The following is a 20017-nucleotide window of genomic DNA, read 5'->3' on the forward strand; positions in this document are numbered from 1 at the left end:
TCTTGCTCCCTTTTTATTAATTAACCAATTAGTTAATTAACTTAACCCCATCTTACTCCCAACCAAATAAGTTGTCAATAGGGATTTATACTAATAAAGGTCATAAACTGAGAATAATGTTAAAATAGCTGCAAGTAGCAAAAAGGAGAAGAAGTAATGTTGCAGCTTAACATCAGTGAGACTGAACTTAAAGAAATTGAGTACCAACGCTACCACCATCCTCACCCGCGAGTGCAACGCAAGATGGAAGCTTTGTACTTAATAAAGGTCTACCCATTCTCAAATTGCTCAATTGGTGGGTATTTGTGACATTTCCTTCAGAGCTTACTTTGAGCAATACCAACTCGGTGGCGTCGCCGCACTCACCCAGATTAACTTTTATCGTTCCACTAACCAACTCCAAGCCCATTATGCGAGCCTCGAAGCCTATTTCTTAGCACATCCGACTGTCAGTATTCCACAGGCAGTGGCAAAGATTGAAGAATTAACTGGTCTAGTCCTACTCAGGTTGGTATCTTCCTCAAAAGCGCGGTCTCAAACGCTTAAAAACCTACAGTGTGCCAGCCAAGTTTGATCAGGCACAACAATGGGACATTATAGACCACCCCGACCCATTTTCTTGAACGATCCTAGCCATAAACATTCGTCTGTCTGTCCTTTCAAGGATTTGGTCGCGTCAATCAGGGTCTGTTCTAAGCTGTCGCTTAGTGCAAAGGTAGTGATTTTTAATAAAAGTATTGATTTTTTTTGAAAAACCCTATATTATGTTTATGACGCACTGCGTCATAAGATTGGACAATTATATACAAGGGGTGACAAGCTTATGGCAACTGAAGTAAGACAAGAAGAAGTAAAGGCCGCTTCTGCTAGTATCGAAAATCTTTTTCGACAACTAGTAAATCTGCAATTTGAATTAATATCCATTCCCTTCAGCTTTCTGCCGGGTGAGTCTCGGAAGTATGCCACTGACACTGTCCGCTCTGCTTTCAAAGCGGTAAGAGTTGTGGTTGACGATGTAAGCGAGCTGATTGATTCGACCTTGGTGCGCAACCTGGATCGCAGCGATAAGTCTGCAAAGTAGTAACACAACACTCTAGCGCTGTTGTAACTACTATTTTATAACTTATGGCAGTTAAAATATTAAGGTGGTCAGGTATAAACAAACCGCAATATGCGATATACCAAAGACCACCTTATTTTTATTAATCTAGCTGGCTGGTTTTATTTGTCTGCGGCTGGTTAAAGAAATCATCCAGATGCGTTTTTAAATTGGAATAGGAATCCGTAAGCAGTTCTGGCATTGTGCGAGTTTGTGCCAGTACCGGCATAAAATTGGTGTCACCATTCCAGCGTGGCACAATATGTTGGTGAAGGTGGTCATCTATTCCAGCGCCCGCCACTTTGCCCAGATTCATGCCCAAATTGAAACCATCCGCCCGATAAACCGCTTTTAGCATTGCCACACAACGTTGGGTCAAATCGAAGATTTCCTGTACAATTTCAGGGGCAAGCGCAGTTAGGTCACTGGTATGCTGGTAAGGTACTACCATCAAGTGTCCGTTGTTGTAAGGGTAAAGGTTTAAAACAATGAAGCTATGTTGCCCTCGGTAGAGCAACAGATTAGAAGGGTCATTTTCCGAGTTTTCATGAATCTTCTGGCACAGTACGCAACCGGGTTGTTTTGCGCCAAGAATATAGTCCAAACGCCATGGTGTCCACAGAATATCCACCGAATGGCTCCTCTCAGATTAGAAGCGACTCTCCACCGTTGCAAATACGGTGGAGAGTTACAAACCTAACTATTTTTTGAACCCACAGCAAGTAGGGAAGCCGTAGGTATTATCCTTAGCAAAAGACGTTTCGCTCTTACCCGTTAGGTCGTAGGAGCGTACTTCAACCGATTTGTCCCGTGCGCTTGGCTGGAACAAGTAGTATAGGCGCGTTCCATCTGCACTGAAAGTCGGGTTCAGGCGTGTACCGGCTTCAAGACCGCCCTCTCCGGCAATAATTTTAATCGGCTGACCTGACCCGTCCAGAGTTACCAATTGAATACCTGCGGAATCTTTGTTGAGAAGAGGAACTGCCACTTTTTTGCCATCTGCCGAATATGCCGGACCCATCCGATAATACGGCTTACTGCTCAGGAATGCCACACCCTCTGCACCATTATTGATATATGCCGCCAACATACTATCGGCGCTTCTATTGTTGTTATCCTCAATAGTTACCAATGTTTTTAATCCACTACCATCCCGGTTAACACTATACAGGTTAGAAACCTGATTAGGCATTGGGGTGGGGCTAGGAATAGCGGTAGGTGTAAGAAGCGGGGTTGTTGGCGTACCCCCTGCGGTTGTAGTTGCAACTGTAGTGGGGGTGTTGCTCGGCAATGGGCTAGGCGTAGGTGTTAAGAAAGATGCATTTAAATCTAAACCGGCAGAAAGGTAATTCGCATTAGGTGTGCCGTAGAAGATAATGTTCTTTCCATCCGGAGTATATGCCGGGAACCAAACTCCCAGATTATTAGGCAACGTTAATTGTCGCACTGTTGCGCCCAATTTAGGCTCAACTGTAAAGGCTACCAAGTTTCGAAGTGAGAAAAATACAATCTCATTACCATCGGGTGCCCAAACCTGCCCAAGCGCGTCATAGGCGATTGCTTGCTCAGTACCGGGCTTGCCATCGGCGCTGATCACATAAAGTATGCGCACTGAGCCATCATTATTTGGTCCGCGCCCATCTTTAGCTGTTTCCGAGCGCAGGAAAGCAATTTTCTTGCTATCTGGCGACCATGCCGGAGAAAAGCTGTTATAAGCCAGAGTATGCAGCCCGGAACCATCATAGTTAACTATCTGTACGCCTGCGTTTTGGGCAGTAAAAGCAATCTGCTTTCCATCAGGCGACCACACCGGATTAGATTTAATTTCAGGTGTATTGGTCAACTGCACAGCCTCTGAACCATCCGGATTAGCGGTGAAGAGTTGCTGCCCCTTCTGAGGATCAGGTGAAGCTAGGAACAAAACTCGGTTACTAGTTTGGTTTGCCGCAGGTTGAGGCGGCGTTACATATGAACCAGCGGTCGGGGTAGGCGCGACAGTCGGTATAGGAACGGCAGTCGGTTGGGGTTTAAAGCTGAAACCGTCTGTAGCACGATACAACAAAGCCAATACTACAATAATTACTGGTAGCCCGATTATAAGCCCCCATCCGAAATTTTCCCGGATAGTCTTCCACAAATCACGTTTTGGAGGTGGTACACTGCCGGGTGTTTTGTTACGACGTGATGGTGCTTCCTGTACTAACGGGCCAGCGCCCGGTTTATGACTCCTGGGGGGTTTGGTTTTTTTGTCTGCCATTAGCCTTTAAATGCTCCTGAAACATTCTTTTTCGTAATAAGAACTATAATATTACAGGTTGAAGCCCTGACTGTCAAAAATCCGAATGCCGCGCAAAATTTCGGAAATAAGATAAGAATTAATGAGGTGTTATACAAGGAACTCTCATTCAGAGAAATTCAGCTATAGCAGATAGTTATTTTTTTACTTGTGCTTCTATTTCCTCCAATATTTGGCTTAAAGCATTGGCAGTCTCAACCTCATATTGATTGGTTTTCAGTCTATTTCGAATCAGTTCAAGAAAAATATGTACTCTGTCCCCTTCAATTTTGCGAGCCGCCAACAATTTTTGTAACCATCCCAATTCTGAATTTACCAGGAAGGGTAATCCTACTTGCAAAGAACTAATCAATACATCTCGGAAACTGTTAACTCCTTCTATTGAGAAAGAATGTAATTCTACAGGTTTATAACGCTTGTAAATAGAAGGTTCATTGAGCATAGACTGGTATAAATCTTCGATCAGGTCAGGTGTTATCTCAATTAACATTGTACATATTTGTTTAACTTGTGCTTCGTCCATACGATAACTCCTCAGTTATAAAATATTAGCTTGTTATTCAAAAGGCGGGTGCTACGTAATAATTACACCCGCCTTTTGAAAGAGCGGCACGTTTTCTTAACTGCTCTAACAGCCCCGCGCACTGATACTTCTTAACACCATAATCATGCTAAATTTAGCCGACCAACTTGGCTTCCAGCAAGATTTCGACTCCCGTGAGCGCTCTGGATACTATACAGGTCTTGCGCGTATTTTCCGCAAATTCCTGGAAAGCGCTATTATCCAATCCCGGTACTTCTGCTTCGGTTGATAATTCAATAGTGGTAATCTTGAAGCCCCCTTCCACCAATGCCAAATTCACTTTAGCTTCGGTGCGAACGCTTTTGGGAGTATGTCCTGCTTGACTGAGTCCGTGTGCCAACGCCATCGAGAAACATCCAGCTTCGGCTGCACCCAATAGCTCTTCAGGGTTTGTATCTCCGCTGTTTTCAAACCGCGAAATGAAAGTGAAAGGTCCTTCAAAGGCTCCACTACCCACTTTCAAAGTGCCTTTACCATCTTTCAGGTTGCCTTCCCATGTCGCGCTTGCTTTTCTAATTGCCATTATCATTTCTCCTAATCTTATAAAAATCCATTGAGTTACATCTTTAGTTTATCTTATGTGAGTGGCTACAGTCCAATAATTTTCCTTTTAACTTTTCTTTCGAAGTAATATGTCTTTTCCATCCCTATCGCTGTTCATTTAGCAATCTTGGCGGAATTTGCTAACTATGTCGACGTTGGTTATAAGACCACCATAGAGATTCAAGGAATCTAGTTACCTGCGTAGATATTTTAGAAAAACACATATATAGTTGACCAAAATGAAGCTAATTTCCGAAATTTACATCAGGGAATCCAGCCTTGCTTATCCGATTCAAATCCAAAAGGGCGAGGCTTATGGCGTAACACGCGAGAAATCGTTTTATGTAGCTTTACCTAATCATTCATCAATAATCCACCGGGCGTAAATAATAATCGTTTATCGAAGTGCTGCTGAGCATAGCGGTGGTGGGCAGGTGGCGTTTCCAGTGAGTGCTGTCGAGCCTCCCCTTTACCAAATCAACCTCGCTTGCTGGAAAGCCTGATTCGATAATTCGCTCTCGGTTGTAGCCGCGTAACAGCAAAGCCAGAATCTTATCAGCTTTGTAGTAGCTAATACCAAAATCGCCTTCATCGGTCTGTCCCTGAATTAAATCGGCGCTGGCTGGTTTATCTACGATAACCGAAGGCACTCCCATAAAGCGGGCAAGTTCCCACACCTGCGTTTTGTAGAGATCGCCAATCGGATTGATGGGCGGCGAGTCATCAGCGTGCCAAGTATAGTAACCGAATAGCCGCTCACTTTTGTTGCCCGTACCCACCGGAAGGGCGTGATACCTTTCTGATTGGTCAAAGATAATAATCATCCTCTGGCGTGCCATCACATTACCGCGCCGTCGTCCACTAGCTTCCGGCTCATACGCGCCGATATAACCCTCTACTGCTCCGGTTATCTCAATGGTGCGGGTTTCAATGCCTAATGCATCAATGACCAGTTGGGCGTGTTCAAGACTTTCGGGATTGCTGGTACGGTAGGGCATACGAATAGCCACCACATTTTTCGGTCCCAACGCTTCGGCACATAGGTAAGCCACTAACGCGCTATCTACTCCCCCTGAAAGCCCGATGATTGCCTTATTGTAGTTGCGCCTGCGAATAATTTCATCGCGGAGAAAGGCTACGAGCCAATCTCGCACCAACGCTGGGTTTACTTGGATTAAGTGTGAAGCAATCTCGTCTCCGCTCAGATTAGGTTGCTTGATAAGGCGAAATCTCTTGGTTTCTGACGTAAATTTATGATTCATAGGTTAATTTCCTCTTAGTGGCGCTCAATAGCATTTAGTTCTGTAATCAGGTCGGGCAAGCTGTTGAGTAAATCAGCCAGCAAAGGGTTTTCCGCCCGCGCTACTATCATATCTCGCACATCTAGTTCAACCGATAACAGGCATTCTTCGGCAACAGGTCCGTTCAAAATTACCTCACCAAAGGGGTTGGTCACAATTGAACCGCCAATAAAACCCTTGCCCCCTTCAAAGCCCACTAGGTTCGTCAACACGGTATAAAGATTATGCTCGTCCGAGATATTTTTTACCAGTTCCCGCCAGCGTGTCAGGTTACCGGGTTCGTGTGTTTCAAAGTGACGCGCCGGACTGGCATTACCCACAAAGATTACCTGTGCGCCTTGTAAAGCCAGAATTGTGCTGGTGATGCTATGCCATACATCTTCGCAAATTAGAATACCAAACTTGCCGAAGCGGGTATCAAACGCTGCCACGCGCCTACCCCTGCTCACAAAACGCTCTTCATCAAATACGCCATAGGTTGGCAGGAAAAACTTGCGGTGGTTGTGGATAATACCGGGTTTCCAGATGCCTTGTGATTGCCGTTCTGCGCCGAGCGTAAGGTATAGAGCCGCGTTAAAAAACACACCGTTTACTTCCTCATAATAACCGAGCGTAATATCCAATAGGGGCGCATCCAATCCTCGCCGCTTCAGGTATTCGCTTTGCAAGTCTTCAAACACTCTTTGCTGCTTACGGGCTGATTCGCGCACCCCACCTTCCAGAAAATAGCCGTTCATAGCCGTTTCAGGCATGGCAATTATATCTACATCCAGATTATCCGCTTCAATTTGCTCGAAGATGTCGCCGATGCGGCTCAAGTTGTGATTATAATCTCCCTTTTTGGGATGGAACTGTGCCAACAGAACTTTAAGCTTATCGGACATGGCGTCACCTTTCAGAAATTCTGAGTTAATGTCAAACATACATTAACTGGCATTATAGGAGAAGAATCGGGCAATTTCAAGTCATTTGCGAAGCTGTAATAGCCATTGTAATGTAAACTGATTACAATTTTGTTACATCGTTTATATTCTTGAGTTCTATTAGCTACTTTCAACAAAAAGCGAGGATAGGATGATTGAACAACCATTACCCGCGCGAAAAATTGCACTACAAAATGAGGGTATCCTACTATGGCAGGCTTACTTGTTGGTGTTTATCAGCAGTTCCAGCGGATTAATTTTAGAAATGGTAGCCAGCCGTATAATGGCTCCTTTTGCGGGCACTTCGCTATATACTTGGACAAGCGTAATCGGGGTGGCGCTGGCAGGGATAAGCTTTGGTAATTGGTTGGGCGGCAGACTTGCAGATAGAAGCGCTTCTTTCCAACTATTGCGCCGTCTATACTATGTAGGCGGGCTGACCAGTTTATTGATTATACCCTTGACATTACCGGTCATGGGCAGCGACCCTATCAACGGTTTGCCGTTGCAATTGCGGGTTTTGGTTTCGGCAGCACTCTTGTTTTTCGTCCCGTGTAGCGTCTTTGGCACAATATCTCCGGTTGTTATCAAACTATCCCTCAAAGACTTGACTACGGCAGGGGGTAAAGTCGGTTCAATATATGCCGTTTCTACGCTAGGCAGCATCGTTGGAACTTTTGCAACCGGCTTTTTTCTTATTTCTCTTTTCGGCACTACAATGATAGTGTGGCTGGTCAGCCTTTTAATGCTGCTTACCGGGGCAATTCTCTGTCTCTTGTTCAGCAGTGAAGGTCGTCCCAACCGTCAATACTTTATGGAAGTGGGGTTGGTGCTGGTTATATTTATCGCTATATCTGCTCCCAATTTCCTGAACGGTAGAATTAACGGTTTTTGTTTCAAAGAAACCGATTATTATTGTATTCGAGTGCAGGATGGCGTAACTCCGGATGGTCGTCCGGCTAAAGCTATGATGCTAGACCTGTTAATCCATAACTTTATCGTACCTGATTTGGCGGAATTAGGGGGCTATGGCTACGAGCAAGTATATGGAGATGTCGCTAAATGGATGAACCGCCAAGACGAGAAGATTGATTTATTGGTTATCGGGGCGGGCGCATTTAGTTTCCCACGTTTTGTCAGGTCAAATTTCTCTGATAGTAGCGCAACTGCGTTAGAAATTGATCCCGGAGTGGTTGAGGTAGCGCATAATCAATTTGCCTTGTCGCGCAATACCGATATAAATATCTTCACCGAAGATGCCCGCACCTATATGAATCGGAAAGATATAGCGGGAAAATACAGCCTTGTGCAGGGCGATGCCTTTCTGGATGTTACTCCGCCTTACCACCTCACCACATATGAATTTAATGAGCGGGTAAAAAACGCCATGAGTTCAAACGGAATCTACATGGTGAATCTAATTGATATTGGGGCTTATGGCGATTATCTCCGTTCAATGCTCTTCACCATGCATCACTCTTATAAGAATATAGCGGTTTACGTGCCGGGTGGGGATCTTTATACGCCTGACCGCCAAACTTTCGTAGTAGTAGCCTCGAATCGTGAGGATACCTATCCTGAAACGCCAAACTGGAAGTTGTTTACCTATCCCGAATTGCAGGAATATTTATCTAAAGGTAAAGCGATTCTGCTTACCGATGATTACGTTCCGGTGGATAACCTGTTGCTTCCGGTGGTAAATAAAGAACTTGATAGGTCAAAACATTAGGAAGTAAGCTCAGAATAAGGTTAAGCCCTCAATAGTTAGTCGGAATAACTGGGTTCTTAATAAGTTAAAAGGGCATTATGGACTCCAAAAGCCCACCGGAAATTCACTTTGTATACCCTAAGCTACTTGACCATAGCAGGCGTCAGGATTTAGAATCTAATGTGATATAATCGTAGTTAATGTAAGGAATCTGTTCTTCTGTTGCGCCGTATTAGGTACTCTAAAAGACCTGTGAAAATAAAGCTGGAAACGAATCTATCTATAATGGGTACGTTTACCCGGAAAGCCTCGTAACGATGCAAACCAAAAAAAAAGATAAAACTACACGCTCCTCTAATCCTTTCAAAAATGACCCTTTTTTAACAGTAACTGTCACTTGGTCTCTGGGTTTAGTTGCTATGGTTTTGGTGCTAACTTTTGTAAGCTATCAGCTAGAAGATCGCTATAACTTGTTGGTAACCGGCATTCCCTTCTTTGTAACGCTCTTTGGCTGTGCTTACATGGTCAAGTTTATTGGGCGCAGACCAGTCTTTTATACCGGTATGGCAGGGTTCTTTGTTGGCGTAGGGCTTGCTTTCGTCGGTTTAGTGGAAGAATTGCTCAGCGGTTTGTATTGGGAGTCCTTCGCCCGTTTCATCTTTGTCTCCATAGCACGCGGCGCACCACTGGTATTTGTGGGAATGTTCGCAGGTTGGTGGTCAACACGCGGTCGAATCCCGATTGAGATTGAAATTCCGGGCAAGAAAGAAGTAGAAGCAGCAACTAAATCCGGCTTAGCCGAGCCTCCTCCCCGTATAGTAACTCCGCTTTCGGCAATGCCCGGTTCCAAAGCAACCAACGCCGCTATACTGAATCAACTCGAAAAAGACCCAGCCTCGTTGCTTTCCGAACGGGAACGTCATAAGCGTTTTAAGGGTTCAAATTAATAATTCGATTAGAGATTCGTGCCACACGCGAGTCTCTATTTGTGTTCAGTGTAACCGTTTAGATTTATAAACGTTTTATCATTAGGGACATTAGACAAAAAATAGTTAGTCATGTTAGACTAGCCCAGGTTTAGAATTGTCCCCTTTCTAACCTGATATGGTTCCGGCAATATCACCTTACAAGCGCGGTACAAATATTTGTGAACCTGCTTATGGGAGATGGAAAGGCATCTGTTAATTCGTTGCGTTTTGCTTAACGCATTACAGGCACATAGCTAATAGCCGGTGTTAAGGTTAAGGGTCCGGGTTTAGCCCGGTTTGAATGTTAGTGCATCCAATTTGCTAGGTTCGCAAGGAGGAAACCTGTGAAGAAACGCTTACCGCTTGTTGCGGGGTTGTTGGTAGTATTTTTTGCATCGCTTGGTCCAACTTTTGTAGAAGCGAGCGCAGCGACCACATCAACCATTACAAACGCTGTCGCTTCATCTGCAGCAGTACCGGGGTTTGTAAACCCGGCATTCCAAGATTTGTGGCTAAAAACCGATTTGCCGGTAGAAACCGGAAAAGCCGTTCGCAGTTTCTTATGGGGACCGGCTGTACAAGCCGCTCAGGGGCAATTCGCCGAGTTCTATGACAATTCGCCGAACAATTACCGCCTAGTACAATATTTTGACAAAACCCGCATGGAAGTCAATAACCGCTATGCTAATCCTAGCGGAGATTTCTATGTAAGCAATGGCTTGCTGGTAGCTGAACTTATCAGTGGTTATCAGCAGGAAGGTGACACTCGTTTTCGGTTCGTAGGTCCTGCTGAAGTGCCGATTGCCGGTGATCCGGGTGAAGTGAATCCCCTGTCTCCGGTGTATGCCAGCTTCCGCAATGTTGCCTCTACCGACCAGTCCAATCCCCTCAGTAAAGCCGCTACCAACCAAATCGGTAAGCGTACCACCGGTACAATCAATAAAGCCGGTGATGTCGGGAACGACCCTACCAAAGCCGGAATTGATGGAACCGACATCGTTTATTACGATAGCAGTTTTGGTCACAATATCCCTCGCAAGCTTTGGGATTACCTGAATCAGGTAGGTCCTACCCTTGCTGCGGATGGCAGCACTTTGGTTCAAGGGCAGAAGGTCTTTAACTGGGTTTCGGCGATGGGCTTTCCTATCACCGAGCCATACTGGACTCAAGCAATGGTAGCAGGCAAGCCGACAGATGTATTGGTACAGGCTTTCCAACGGCGTGTGCTTACCTATACCCCTAGCAACCCTAAAGAATTTCAGGTTGAAATGGGTAATGTAGGTCAACACTACTACAAATGGCGCTTCCCCAGTGGGCCTCGTAACTATATTCCGCCGCGCGATGTGCCGCTCCAAGCTCCGCACATTTCCTACGGTATTGGCGCGCACCTTTATTATGAGGATCGTACCCAAATCAACAACCAATTGAAAGATTTGGGCGTGCGTTGGGTAGTTCAGAAAGTTTCGTGGAGAGATATCGAGGTTAACGGGCAACCGGGGGTATTTATTTGGGACGAACTCGATAGGGTAGTGGATTCGCTTTACTCCAACGGAATCCATACCATACTCGTTCCGAAAGACACCCCGAATATGTACAAAGATAACCCCAATTCCACGCAGCTACCAAACGATGTAAGCGCATACGGGCGCTTTATGGCAGCAATGGCGCAACGTTACCGACTCAAGGTGGACGCTTACGAAATCTGGAATGAGGAGAATCTCTCTTGGGAAGTAGGCGCGCCGATCAGTCTACAACGTTATGTAAAGGTCCTTGCGGTAGGCAGCGAGGCAGTTAAGGCGAACGACCCGTGGGCTTTCGTAATATTGGGAGCGCTTTCACCTACAGGCGTGACTGATGCAAATTCAATTGATGATGTCGAGTATCTTAAAAAGCTCTACGAATATAATAACGGCGAAGTTTTGCGCAATCATTACTTTGATGTACTAGGAGCGCATCCCGGTAATCAATGCAACCCGCCCGATAACCTTTGGCCCAGCAATCCGACCCCGGCAAATATTTGCAGCGGTTGGAAAGATCACCAGAGTTTCTACTTCCGCCGTATTGAAGGGCTACATCAGGTTATGGCGGATCATGGTGATGCTACACGCCAAATCTGGTTGACCGAATTCGGTTGGGCAAGTAGTAAAACTATCTCACCAAGCTCAAATTATAGCTATGCCCTGCAAGTTAGTGAACAACAGCAAGCAGACTATATCAAACGAGCTTTTGAGAAGGCACAGGCGGATTATCCCTATATGGGGGTGATGGCTCTCTGGAATCTCAATTTCTGGAAACCCAGCTTACGTCCCGACAGCAGCGATGTTGATGGTTCTATCGCCTACAGCATCTTCCGGCGGGATGGCACAAAACGCCCTGCCTACGATGTGGTCAAGGCGTTGGCAACAGCCGTTAAACCTTAAACGCTGATAACCGCTTTATAAACTTTCAAGCAAGGGGCGCATGCCCCTTGTTTTATTTTCTGCCTCAACCTGCACGTGCGGCAGGCAATGTTTCTTTCAACTTGGCGATAATATCCGTTGCTTGTTCGGCACTAAGCTCGGCTAGCCCAGTACCGTATAATTCACGGCAGCGTTTTTCGATGCCTTGCATGCTGAGTTTACGCCGAGCAGCTAATTCTCTAATTTCTGCCAAATAAGTTGGGTTGTTTTTACCCGCCTGTTCCGGTTGGGAAGTTTTATTCGTGGCTAATTTAGGATTCCCAGCTTTACGAACAGCAGCGCGTTGCTCGGAAATGTAGGCGCGGTCATACAAACTGTTACCAAGTTGCTCTCCATATATCCTGAAGCAGCGTTTCAAAGCATCGGTTATCGCGCCCTTTCGCCCTTTGTCATGTTCTAACACCAGACCTTTACCCTTTACCAACTCAACTGGGCAAACCCCTTCCTCAGTCACCGGGATACAGCCTCGCACCTCCAACCGTACCCGTGCCGAGTAGAACGCTCCTACCACCTCTCCTGATGAGGGGTCAGCCACTTCGTGGTATTGTACTTCAAGAGTTTCATGTCCCCACTCACCCGGTAAGAATATTTCATTGGCTTTGTCTATAACATCATAGCCTTCAAGATAGGAAAGGCGAGTACCACCCGGTCCGGGTCTCTCTTTCACACGCGCCCAATCAAGTGGTTGGCGTAGCGCTTCGATTTGATCTTTGTGTAACATATAAGCACCTCCTAATATAATTATAGAACATATGTACATGTTATAATATCTGTACAATTAGGAAAAGAGGGAAAACCCGTACATTTTAGACTTTCGCTACCTCTGGGTGATTGAAATTTCGGAAGGGATGGGTTAAATTTAAACTAGGCGGGTAGGGGAAGCATGCGGCAAGAAAAGGCAAGAAAAAGGAGTCGCGATGCTTCAATTTGTTTCACCGGATGACCTGAAAGATAAAAAACCAACCCCACGTTTCCGGCTGATTATTTTAGCTCTTGTTTTGGTTTGTTTATTTGGAGTTGGTGCATTCTTGCTCATTCCCCCTGTGCAAGCGCCTACTTCAAAAACCCATGAGGTAACACTGGACGGAAACGCGATGTCGCCGACCTATCTCAAAGGCTCAAGACTAATCTATGAACCGCGTTTGCAATATATGCAAGGTGATGTCATCGTTTTTCATGACCCTCAGCAGCAACAAGAACGAGTGCGGCGGGTAGTGGCAACTGCCGGACAAACTTTGCAAATTAATAGTGGGGTTTTATTTGTAAACGGCGTGCAAGTAGTAGAACCCTACTTAGCCACGAAAAGCAACCGTGATTTTCCGATTATTACTGTGCCAGTCGGCGCAGTCTTTGTGTTAGGCGATAATCGTGATAATAGCCTCGATTCTCGCGATTTTGGCGCAGTGCCGTTAAGTAACATTCTGGGCGCGATAAAAGGATAGAGCCTGATGCTGGTTGGATACTGCGGTAACGAGCCAAAAAACCCTACCCTATTTGAGCAAGTGGCAAAATCCTGCGGGCAACCGCTAATCGTCCGTTTCAACTCTTACGGTGGGCTTGCTGCCAACAAGTTATATACAACCAAAACAGGCGCTTTGCTGGCAATTGAGGGTACATTGCTCGATACCAGCGGTGAGGAACTAAGCGCAACCCTTGAAAATCAGGTGGCAGCGGTTCTGGCTGAAACTCAAGGGCAATGGGCAATCGCATATTTGTCAGAAAAGCTAACGCTCGCCCGTGATCATTTCGGGGCATGCCAATTATTCTATGCCCGCGCTGGTTCTACCGTCTGGTTCAGTTCCAGCTTGCGTTTATTGCTGACTATCCCCGAAATAGCCCGCACTCGTAAGCTGAATCTAGAAGCGTTATACGCCTATCTTGCTTTCTCTTTCATACCTGCCCCCTATACTTTGCTGCAAAACGTGCAAGCCGTACCACCCGCAACCGCGCTAACCTTTGATAGTACTTTACCGCATGCGTTAGATCTATTTCCGCTACCTGAAACAGATATAAACCCCTTAACCCTCACCGACTGGCAAGCCGCTTTGCAAACCCGGCTTGAAAGCGCAATGCGCCGCCGTTTGCCCAACCCGACAAAAGAGGTTGCGCTGTCCCTCTCCGGTGGGCTAGACTCAAGTGCGGTTGGGGCATGGCTCAAGCACTTGAACATCAAATTCAGGGCGTTTCATTTGGATTTTGGCGATGGATTTAACGGAGAGGGATATCAGGCGCGAAATGTAGCACAGCATTTGGGCGTTCCTTTGGAAATTATTCCGATTGCGCCAGGTAAAGATACCGGACGCGCCTTGCAGGAAATGGTGCGCGAACTAGAACAGCCGTTTGGCGACCCGGTTACACTCCCACTTCACATGCTCTATCGCACTATCGCGCAACAAGGCTATAGCACGGTTTTTAACGGCGAAGGTGGCGACCAACTTTTCGCAGGCTGGCCCAACAAAGCGATGTTCGCGGCAGAACTTTATGGGGCAGAGGATCGCGCCGAAAGCTATCTACACACTTTTCACCATTTCTATGGTAAGCAAATTGCAGCGCACCTGTTTGGTGAGAGGTTGAATGAGGTGGCAAAAGCTACCGATTTACGGCGTATAATCGAGCCATACTTAGAAACACCGCCGCTATCCGGTTTATTCGCCCGCTTGCGCTGGACTAACTACCGCCTCAAAGGTAGCCAAAACATTATGCCCCGCGCTGCTACCCTTGCACGCGCCGCCGGGCTGGAAATGCACGCGCCGTTGTTTGACCTTGATTTGGCGCGTTTCGCCCTGACAATTCCGGGTGATATGTTGCAAAATGGCTCGGTAGAGAAATATCTTTTTAAGTTAACGCTTGGCAATATGCTGACTCCTGAAATTATCGAACTCCCCAAGCGCGGCATGGGCGTTCCGGCAGCGGAGTGGTGTCTAGGGGCATTACGTCCGCTGGTTAAAGAATTGGTAGGTAAAAACCTGCTAAAACGAGGGCTATTTCGCCCAGATTATGTGCGACAATTGCTGGCAGGCGAAGACTTGCCCAGCGAGATTCGGGCGCGGCGTGTAGGTGAAAAGCTCTGGCAATTGCTTATACTGGAACTTTGGCTACAACTCTTTTTCGATGGTAAAGCGTTATAAAGGAAAGTATATGAAGTGTATTTATTGCAATACCGATAGTCGCTATAAGGAACGAACTGACGGAACCTGCAAGAAGTGCCATCGTCCGTTCGCTTTTGAACCTACCAAGCTGAAGGATTTTGTAATCACCGATCCCGGCTTTAAAGCGACGGCGGACGCGGTTGCGGAAAAGCGCACCATGTTTTACACCGCACGCCAGCTATATTACCAACTAATGAAACGTAAGAGCAAGCAGATACAACGCGCCTCTTGCTATAACTCATTGATCGGATTGTTATTCATCGCTTCTATCGCCTTGCTGATCTTCACAAAAAATAAATTCCTTCCAGCCACTATAGTTATGCCCGTAGCTTTGTTTCTATCTTTTTTCCTGTCGCGTATATTTGTTCCGGCGCTTGGACTATTCTCTATACTTTCCGCGCTGCTATTCTCAGGTTTATTCCTTGCAACCAAAGACCTGATAGTTTCGGTAGTAGCCGGAGCAACTTTGCTGATAGTAGGTTTGGCGCTGGTTATTGCTGTACCCTCCGGCAAGAAAAACAAGCAAAAACTGGCAGGTACTCCCCAGATAAACTTCCAAGCCTTCGAGCAAAACTACCTCGGCGCATGGATTAGAGCGCATGGCATACCCGAAAAGATGCTGCCGAGGGGAGGACGCTTGCGCCCAGAATTGCGCCAACAACCCGCGCCTGATTTGCACCTCTACAGCTTTGACCGTCTGCTGGTGGTAGATAACGCCGAAATCGCCGATATGCTGCTGGCTAATAATTTCCATACCGAAACCAATACCCCGGTGGTAAGCATAGACGGCTACCCACAAGATGTATTCCGCAACGTGATGGAGATGGTGCGCCGCAATCCAAATCTGAAAGTTTTTGCGCTTCACGATGCATCGGTAGAGGGTTGCCTGTTACCGTTGCGCTTGCGTGAAGACCCTGCGTGGTTTCCCCAGCCAAACATCGCGGTCATTGACCTCGGTTTGCGCCCTCGTCAGCTTGCAAGTTTGCCTAATTTGCCCGTGCAAAAAGGCTACCGTGGTGAACAATTACCGCCCGACATGAATCGTGCCTTATCACTCTCTGAAAGACGCTGGTTACAGGGCGGCTATTATGCCGAACTGGGAGCATTTAAACCTTCCCAACTGATAAAAATTATCTATCGCCAGATACAACGCGCCGCCGACCTTGAGAATCAGCATAAATTTGCCGCCGTCCAAGACCCGCATGGGTTCTTCCAGACGACTCTGCCCGGCGCTCCGGCAATTGGTATTGCTTATACCGGGCAACCCGGTGAGAATCCGGGCGGGGGCTTTCCGCCACCAACGGTGAGGAGTTAAGACGAGATGAGTCAATCGCAACCCAATTTTAGAATCAATTTTATGGATTATGTGCTACCGGACGGCTCGATAGAACGGCGTTATCGGGACGGAACCAGCGAAAGGCGCACCATTGCCGGACCCGGTCGTATCCAATGGAACGATAATCGAGGGCGTAGCGGTGTTGACATTAACCTCGGCAACGGACAAGTACAGCGACAATTTGCTAACGGGCAGGCATCTTTCGGGCAAGATTTGGGCAACGGCATAACTTCGTGGAACGGCGGTCAATATGTGACAATTAACGAAACTCCCCTTCCTGAGCAATTGCCGCCCCCTCCTACACCCCTAAAAGGTTTGGGCGGTTTGATGGTGGGGCTAGGGTTAGGCTGGATGTTCGGACTGAGCGCGTATGCTAACAACCCTTATGGGCTTGACCCAAATGCGCCTGAATACGCCCTATTCGCCGAGTATGAAATGCAACAGGAACAGTTGCGCCGACAGCAGCTTGCTGCATCGAGCAGTAGTAGTGGAGATGGCGGCGACAGCGGTTCGAGCAGTAGTGATTCGGACTGGAGTGGAGATAATTCCGGCAGTGGCGGAGATTTTGGCACAGATAGCTTCGGGTGAGCATTATGCAATATCGTAGTTGGTTTAGCGGCATTTTCGGACTTGAAGCCGAAAGGGTTTTGCCTACTCTATTCGGGCATGGCGAACTGGTAAGCAGCCGAATAATTGGCAAAGTCGCTTTTGGTTATCTCAAACGAGTGGATGGAACGCAACCTGATTTCTACACCGACTTTTCAGGACAGGTAGTATTAGCAGCCGACGCCACCCTATACAACCTGTCCGAAATTGTCGCCACGTTGCGGCAACGCGGTTTGGCAAGCAGTGAGAGAGCGAGTCCGGGCGAATTATTATTAGGGCTATATCTCGAATTCGGCGCAGAATTTGCCAAACATGTGCGCGGCATGTTTACGGTGGCAATTTGGGATGGGCACACCGATAAGCTTATTCTTACCAGAGATGCCATTGGGGCGCGTTCGCTCTATTACGCGCCTACCCGTTCGCGGTTGGCTTTTTCCTCCACGTTGCGCTCGTTGCGGCGTTTCCCCGACCTCAAGCTGGAAATAAACCTTGATGCCGTTCGCAAGTACCTGACGTGCGCCTTTGTGCCGGGGGAAGTCACCCTGTTGGAAGGGATATACGAATTGCTACCGGGGCATTATCTGGTGGCACAGCAGGGTGTGAACGGCGCAATCGACTACGAAACGCGCCCTTACTGGCAGGCTCGCGAGGGCGAATGGGATGAAAACGCGCCGGTGGAAACCTACAGCGACCCCCTACGCCGTATGTTGGAGCAAGCGGTCAGCGAACGCTTACCGAATAACGGTGCAGTAGGGGTCTTGTTGAGTGGCGGGCTAGACAGCAGCGCCATCACTGCCCTAACCACCCGCTTGTATGGCGATGAAGCGGTACATACCTATTCCATCTCCTTTGGCGCAGAGTATCCCAACGAACTCGAATTTAGCAGCATGGTAGCGCGTCACTGTGGCACTCGTCACCGTATTCTTGAAATCGGCGGAGAAGAAATCGCCCGCCTTTTGCCAAGCACCGTTGCCTTACTAGACGACCCGGTTGGCGACCCTCTCACCGTACCCAATTTCCTGCTAGATCGTACTGCCAGCCAAGACACCGATATTGTGCTAAACGGAGAAGGCGGCGACCCCTGCTTTGGTGGACCTAAAAATCTACCGATGGTTTTGCACGAAATGTATCTGGATGGCGCTTCCGCCAGCCTTGCACGAGAGCAAAATTACCTGCGCTCTTACCAGAAATGCTACGACGACTTGCCCCAACTTCTAACACCCGCCACGCTGAATAGGCTGGAAAAGCTGCCGCCGCTTGAAGAACTGGTCGCGCCTTATTTGGATGAACGTAGCGGTATGCAGCACTATCTCAACCGCTTGATGCTGGTTAATGTTCGTCTCAAAGGGGCGCATCACATTCTCCACAAGGTTGACCGCATGACCGCTGCGCATGGGATAGAGGCGCGTTCTCCTATGTTCGATAGGCGTATTGTGGATTATAGTTTCTGTATCCCGCCGCGCTGGAAGCAATACGGCAATGTCGAAAAATATGTCCTGAAAAAAGCGGTGGAAGATATTCTCCCTCGTGAAATTATCAATCGTCCTAAAAGCGGCATGATGGTTCCGGTACAAGCGTGGTTCAGAAAACCCTTACGAAAGCTGGCAAAAGAAACACTCCTCGGCAAACGCGCCCGTGAACGCGGTATCCTGAACCAGAAATTATTAAAAGATTGGCTGGATTATCGTGATATTACTTTCCCCCGACATGGAGTCAAGCTGTGGCTGGCATTGACGCTGGAGTTGTGGTTTCAGGCGTATGTGGATGCGCCTCGCGCTTGAGGCGGCTTGACAAAATTTGGTAAAAGCGGTTTCATCTAAAGCGGTATTTTCGACATTTTGCTGCTTTTACCACAGATTGAGAACAAGAATGACCAGACGTTTTTCGCTAACCCTTCTTTCGGTACTTGCCACGCTTATGCTACTGGCTGGTTGCGGCGATACTTCCACTGCTATCCCCACAACCATTGCATCTACCGCTACGGCTGTACCTATTGCAACGATTGTGCCAAGTTCCACCCCTATACCCACGCCCACCACCATACCGCCAACCGCTACTCCAACTTTCACGCCTACGCCGTTACCTTCGCCTACACCCGCCTATCGTTTCGGCGAAGAAGTAGCCACCTTGCAAGGGCATAGCGGGGGACTATGGCAAGCGGTGTTGAGTCCGGATGGCAAAACCCTTGCCTCAGCCTCGGCTGACAAAACTATCAAGTTATGGGATTTTGCCAGCCACAAAGAGCTTTTAACGCTCAAAGGACATACCGCCGAAGTAAGGGCAGTTGCTTTCAGCCCGGACGGGAAATTGCTTGCCAGCGGTTCGGTGGATAAAACCATTAAATTGTGGCAATTGCCCGGAGGCGAAGAATTGGCTACTCTGAAAGGGCATACCGATGAGGTAGCAGCGGTCAGTTTTAGCCCGGATGGCAAAACCCTTGCCAGCGGCTCAAAAGATACCACCCTGCGCCTGTGGGAAATTCCATCCGGCAATGCGCTTGCCACCCTTAACGGACATACCAATTGGCTGGAAAGCGCGGTATTCAGCCCCAATGGCAAGCTCATCGCTACCGGTTCGCTGGATTACACGGTACGCCTGTGGGACGTGGCGACCCGTAAATCTGTGGCGGTGCTGCGTGGGCATACTAACTGGGTCTTGCCAGTCACTTTCAGCCCCGATAGCAAATTGGTGGCAAGTGGCTCGAAGGATGCCAATGTGCTGGTGTGGGAAGCAGACACCGGAAAATTGCGCTACACCCTCAAAGGGCATACTGAGGAAGTGCGTTCGGTAGCTTTCAGCCCTTCCGGCAAGGTGCTGGCAAGCGGTTCGGAAGACCAATTCACGCGCCTATGGGATGTGACTAGTGGTTCGCCGCTTGCCAGTTTTAAAAACGGCTCATCCGCAGCGTGGGTCACTTTCAACGCCGATGGCAACTTGTTGGTAGCCGCACTTGGCAACGGGCTTATTAAAATTCGCTACGTGGGAGTCTCGTAGTATTCTTATACAAATCTTTAACATATCTGAAACAAAATTTCACCAAGCCTAT

General features: G+C 47.6%; 18 protein-coding genes. 10 read left to right on the forward strand and 8 right to left on the reverse strand.

Annotated features, from left to right (window positions below):
* Positions 1-187: 187 nt before the first annotated feature.
* Positions 188-409, reverse strand: coding sequence for a hypothetical protein (locus OZ401_RS10200; protein ID WP_341468126.1), 222 nt, complete (start codon positions 407-409; stop codon positions 188-190).
* 414 nt (positions 410-823) lie between these two features.
* Here OZ401_RS10200 and OZ401_RS10205 point away from each other — a divergent pair, with 414 nt between their 5' ends.
* The gene (locus OZ401_RS10205) at positions 824-1081 is read left to right on the forward strand and encodes a hypothetical protein (RefSeq protein ID WP_341468127.1); all 258 of its coding nucleotides are present in this window, start codon (positions 824-826) and stop codon (positions 1079-1081) included.
* 121 nt (positions 1082-1202) lie between these two features.
* Here the strand turns inward: OZ401_RS10205 and OZ401_RS10210 are convergent, their stop codons facing one another.
* The 6 genes from OZ401_RS10210 to OZ401_RS10235 all read right to left on the reverse strand — a co-directional run bounded on the left by OZ401_RS10210 (position 1203) and on the right by OZ401_RS10235 (position 6706).
* Positions 1203-1730 (reverse strand): HIT family protein, encoded by a 528-nt coding sequence (locus OZ401_RS10210; RefSeq protein ID WP_341468128.1) that lies wholly within the window; start codon positions 1728-1730, stop codon positions 1203-1205.
* A gap of 69 nt (positions 1731-1799) precedes the next feature.
* Complete coding sequence (locus OZ401_RS10215; RefSeq protein ID WP_341468129.1) at positions 1800-3356, reverse strand: TolB family protein; 1557 nt, start codon at positions 3354-3356, stop codon at positions 1800-1802.
* Between the two features lie 175 nt (positions 3357-3531).
* Complete coding sequence (locus tag OZ401_RS10220; protein WP_341468130.1) at positions 3532-3918, reverse strand: hypothetical protein; 387 nt, start codon at positions 3916-3918, stop codon at positions 3532-3534.
* 154 nt (positions 3919-4072) lie between these two features.
* On the reverse strand, positions 4073-4501 hold the full coding sequence (locus tag OZ401_RS10225) for an OsmC family protein (protein WP_341468131.1): 429 nt from the start codon (positions 4499-4501) through the stop codon (positions 4073-4075).
* Between the two features lie 385 nt (positions 4502-4886).
* Positions 4887-5783, reverse strand: coding sequence for an NAD+ synthase (locus OZ401_RS10230; protein ID WP_341468132.1), 897 nt, complete (start codon positions 5781-5783; stop codon positions 4887-4889).
* A gap of 14 nt (positions 5784-5797) precedes the next feature.
* The gene (locus tag OZ401_RS10235; protein ID WP_341468133.1) at positions 5798-6706 is read right to left on the reverse strand and encodes a nitrilase-related carbon-nitrogen hydrolase; all 909 of its coding nucleotides are present in this window, start codon (positions 6704-6706) and stop codon (positions 5798-5800) included.
* Between the two features lie 190 nt (positions 6707-6896).
* Here OZ401_RS10235 and OZ401_RS10240 point away from each other — a divergent pair, with 190 nt between their 5' ends.
* The 3 genes from OZ401_RS10240 (at position 6897) to OZ401_RS10250 (ending at position 11841) form a co-directional block, all read left to right on the forward strand.
* Positions 6897-8474 (forward strand): fused MFS/spermidine synthase, encoded by a 1578-nt coding sequence (locus tag OZ401_RS10240; RefSeq protein WP_341468134.1) that lies wholly within the window; start codon positions 6897-6899, stop codon positions 8472-8474.
* Positions 8475-8770: 296 nt separating this feature from the next.
* Positions 8771-9400: an MFS transporter gene (locus OZ401_RS10245; RefSeq protein ID WP_341468135.1), complete on the forward strand. Its 630-nt coding sequence runs from the start codon at positions 8771-8773 to the stop codon at positions 9398-9400.
* A gap of 365 nt (positions 9401-9765) precedes the next feature.
* Positions 9766-11841: a glycoside hydrolase 5 family protein gene (locus OZ401_RS10250; RefSeq protein ID WP_341468136.1), complete on the forward strand. Its 2076-nt coding sequence runs from the start codon at positions 9766-9768 to the stop codon at positions 11839-11841.
* A gap of 64 nt (positions 11842-11905) precedes the next feature.
* On the opposite strand, the gene OZ401_RS10255 is transcribed toward OZ401_RS10250, so the two are convergent.
* Complete coding sequence (locus OZ401_RS10255) at positions 11906-12601, reverse strand: Rad52/Rad22 family DNA repair protein (protein ID WP_341468137.1); 696 nt, start codon at positions 12599-12601, stop codon at positions 11906-11908.
* Between the two features lie 196 nt (positions 12602-12797).
* On the opposite strand from OZ401_RS10255, the gene lepB reads away from it, so the two are divergent.
* The 6 genes from lepB to OZ401_RS10285 all read left to right on the forward strand — a co-directional run bounded on the left by lepB (position 12798) and on the right by OZ401_RS10285 (position 19965).
* Positions 12798-13322, forward strand: a complete 525-nt coding sequence (gene lepB, locus OZ401_RS10260; RefSeq protein WP_341468138.1) for a signal peptidase I — start codon at positions 12798-12800, stop codon at positions 13320-13322.
* Between the two features lie 6 nt (positions 13323-13328).
* Positions 13329-15008: an asparagine synthetase B family protein gene (locus tag OZ401_RS10265; protein WP_341468139.1), complete on the forward strand. Its 1680-nt coding sequence runs from the start codon at positions 13329-13331 to the stop codon at positions 15006-15008.
* Between the two features lie 10 nt (positions 15009-15018).
* On the forward strand, positions 15019-16344 hold the full coding sequence (locus tag OZ401_RS10270) for a toprim domain-containing protein (RefSeq protein ID WP_341468140.1): 1326 nt from the start codon (positions 15019-15021) through the stop codon (positions 16342-16344).
* A gap of 6 nt (positions 16345-16350) precedes the next feature.
* The gene (locus tag OZ401_RS10275) at positions 16351-16953 is read left to right on the forward strand and encodes a hypothetical protein (protein ID WP_341468141.1); all 603 of its coding nucleotides are present in this window, start codon (positions 16351-16353) and stop codon (positions 16951-16953) included.
* Between the two features lie 5 nt (positions 16954-16958).
* Positions 16959-18752 (forward strand): asparagine synthase (glutamine-hydrolyzing), encoded by a 1794-nt coding sequence (asnB, locus tag OZ401_RS10280; RefSeq protein WP_341468142.1) that lies wholly within the window; start codon positions 16959-16961, stop codon positions 18750-18752.
* Positions 18753-18840: 88 nt separating this feature from the next.
* Positions 18841-19965, forward strand: a complete 1125-nt coding sequence (locus tag OZ401_RS10285; RefSeq protein ID WP_341468143.1) for a WD40 repeat domain-containing protein — start codon at positions 18841-18843, stop codon at positions 19963-19965.
* The last annotated feature ends 52 nt before the right edge of the window (positions 19966-20017 follow it).

It is taken from the genome of Candidatus Chlorohelix allophototropha, from assembly GCF_030389965.1.
In the GTDB taxonomy this organism is placed as follows: domain Bacteria; phylum Chloroflexota; class Chloroflexia; order Chloroheliales; family Chloroheliaceae; genus Chlorohelix; species Chlorohelix allophototropha.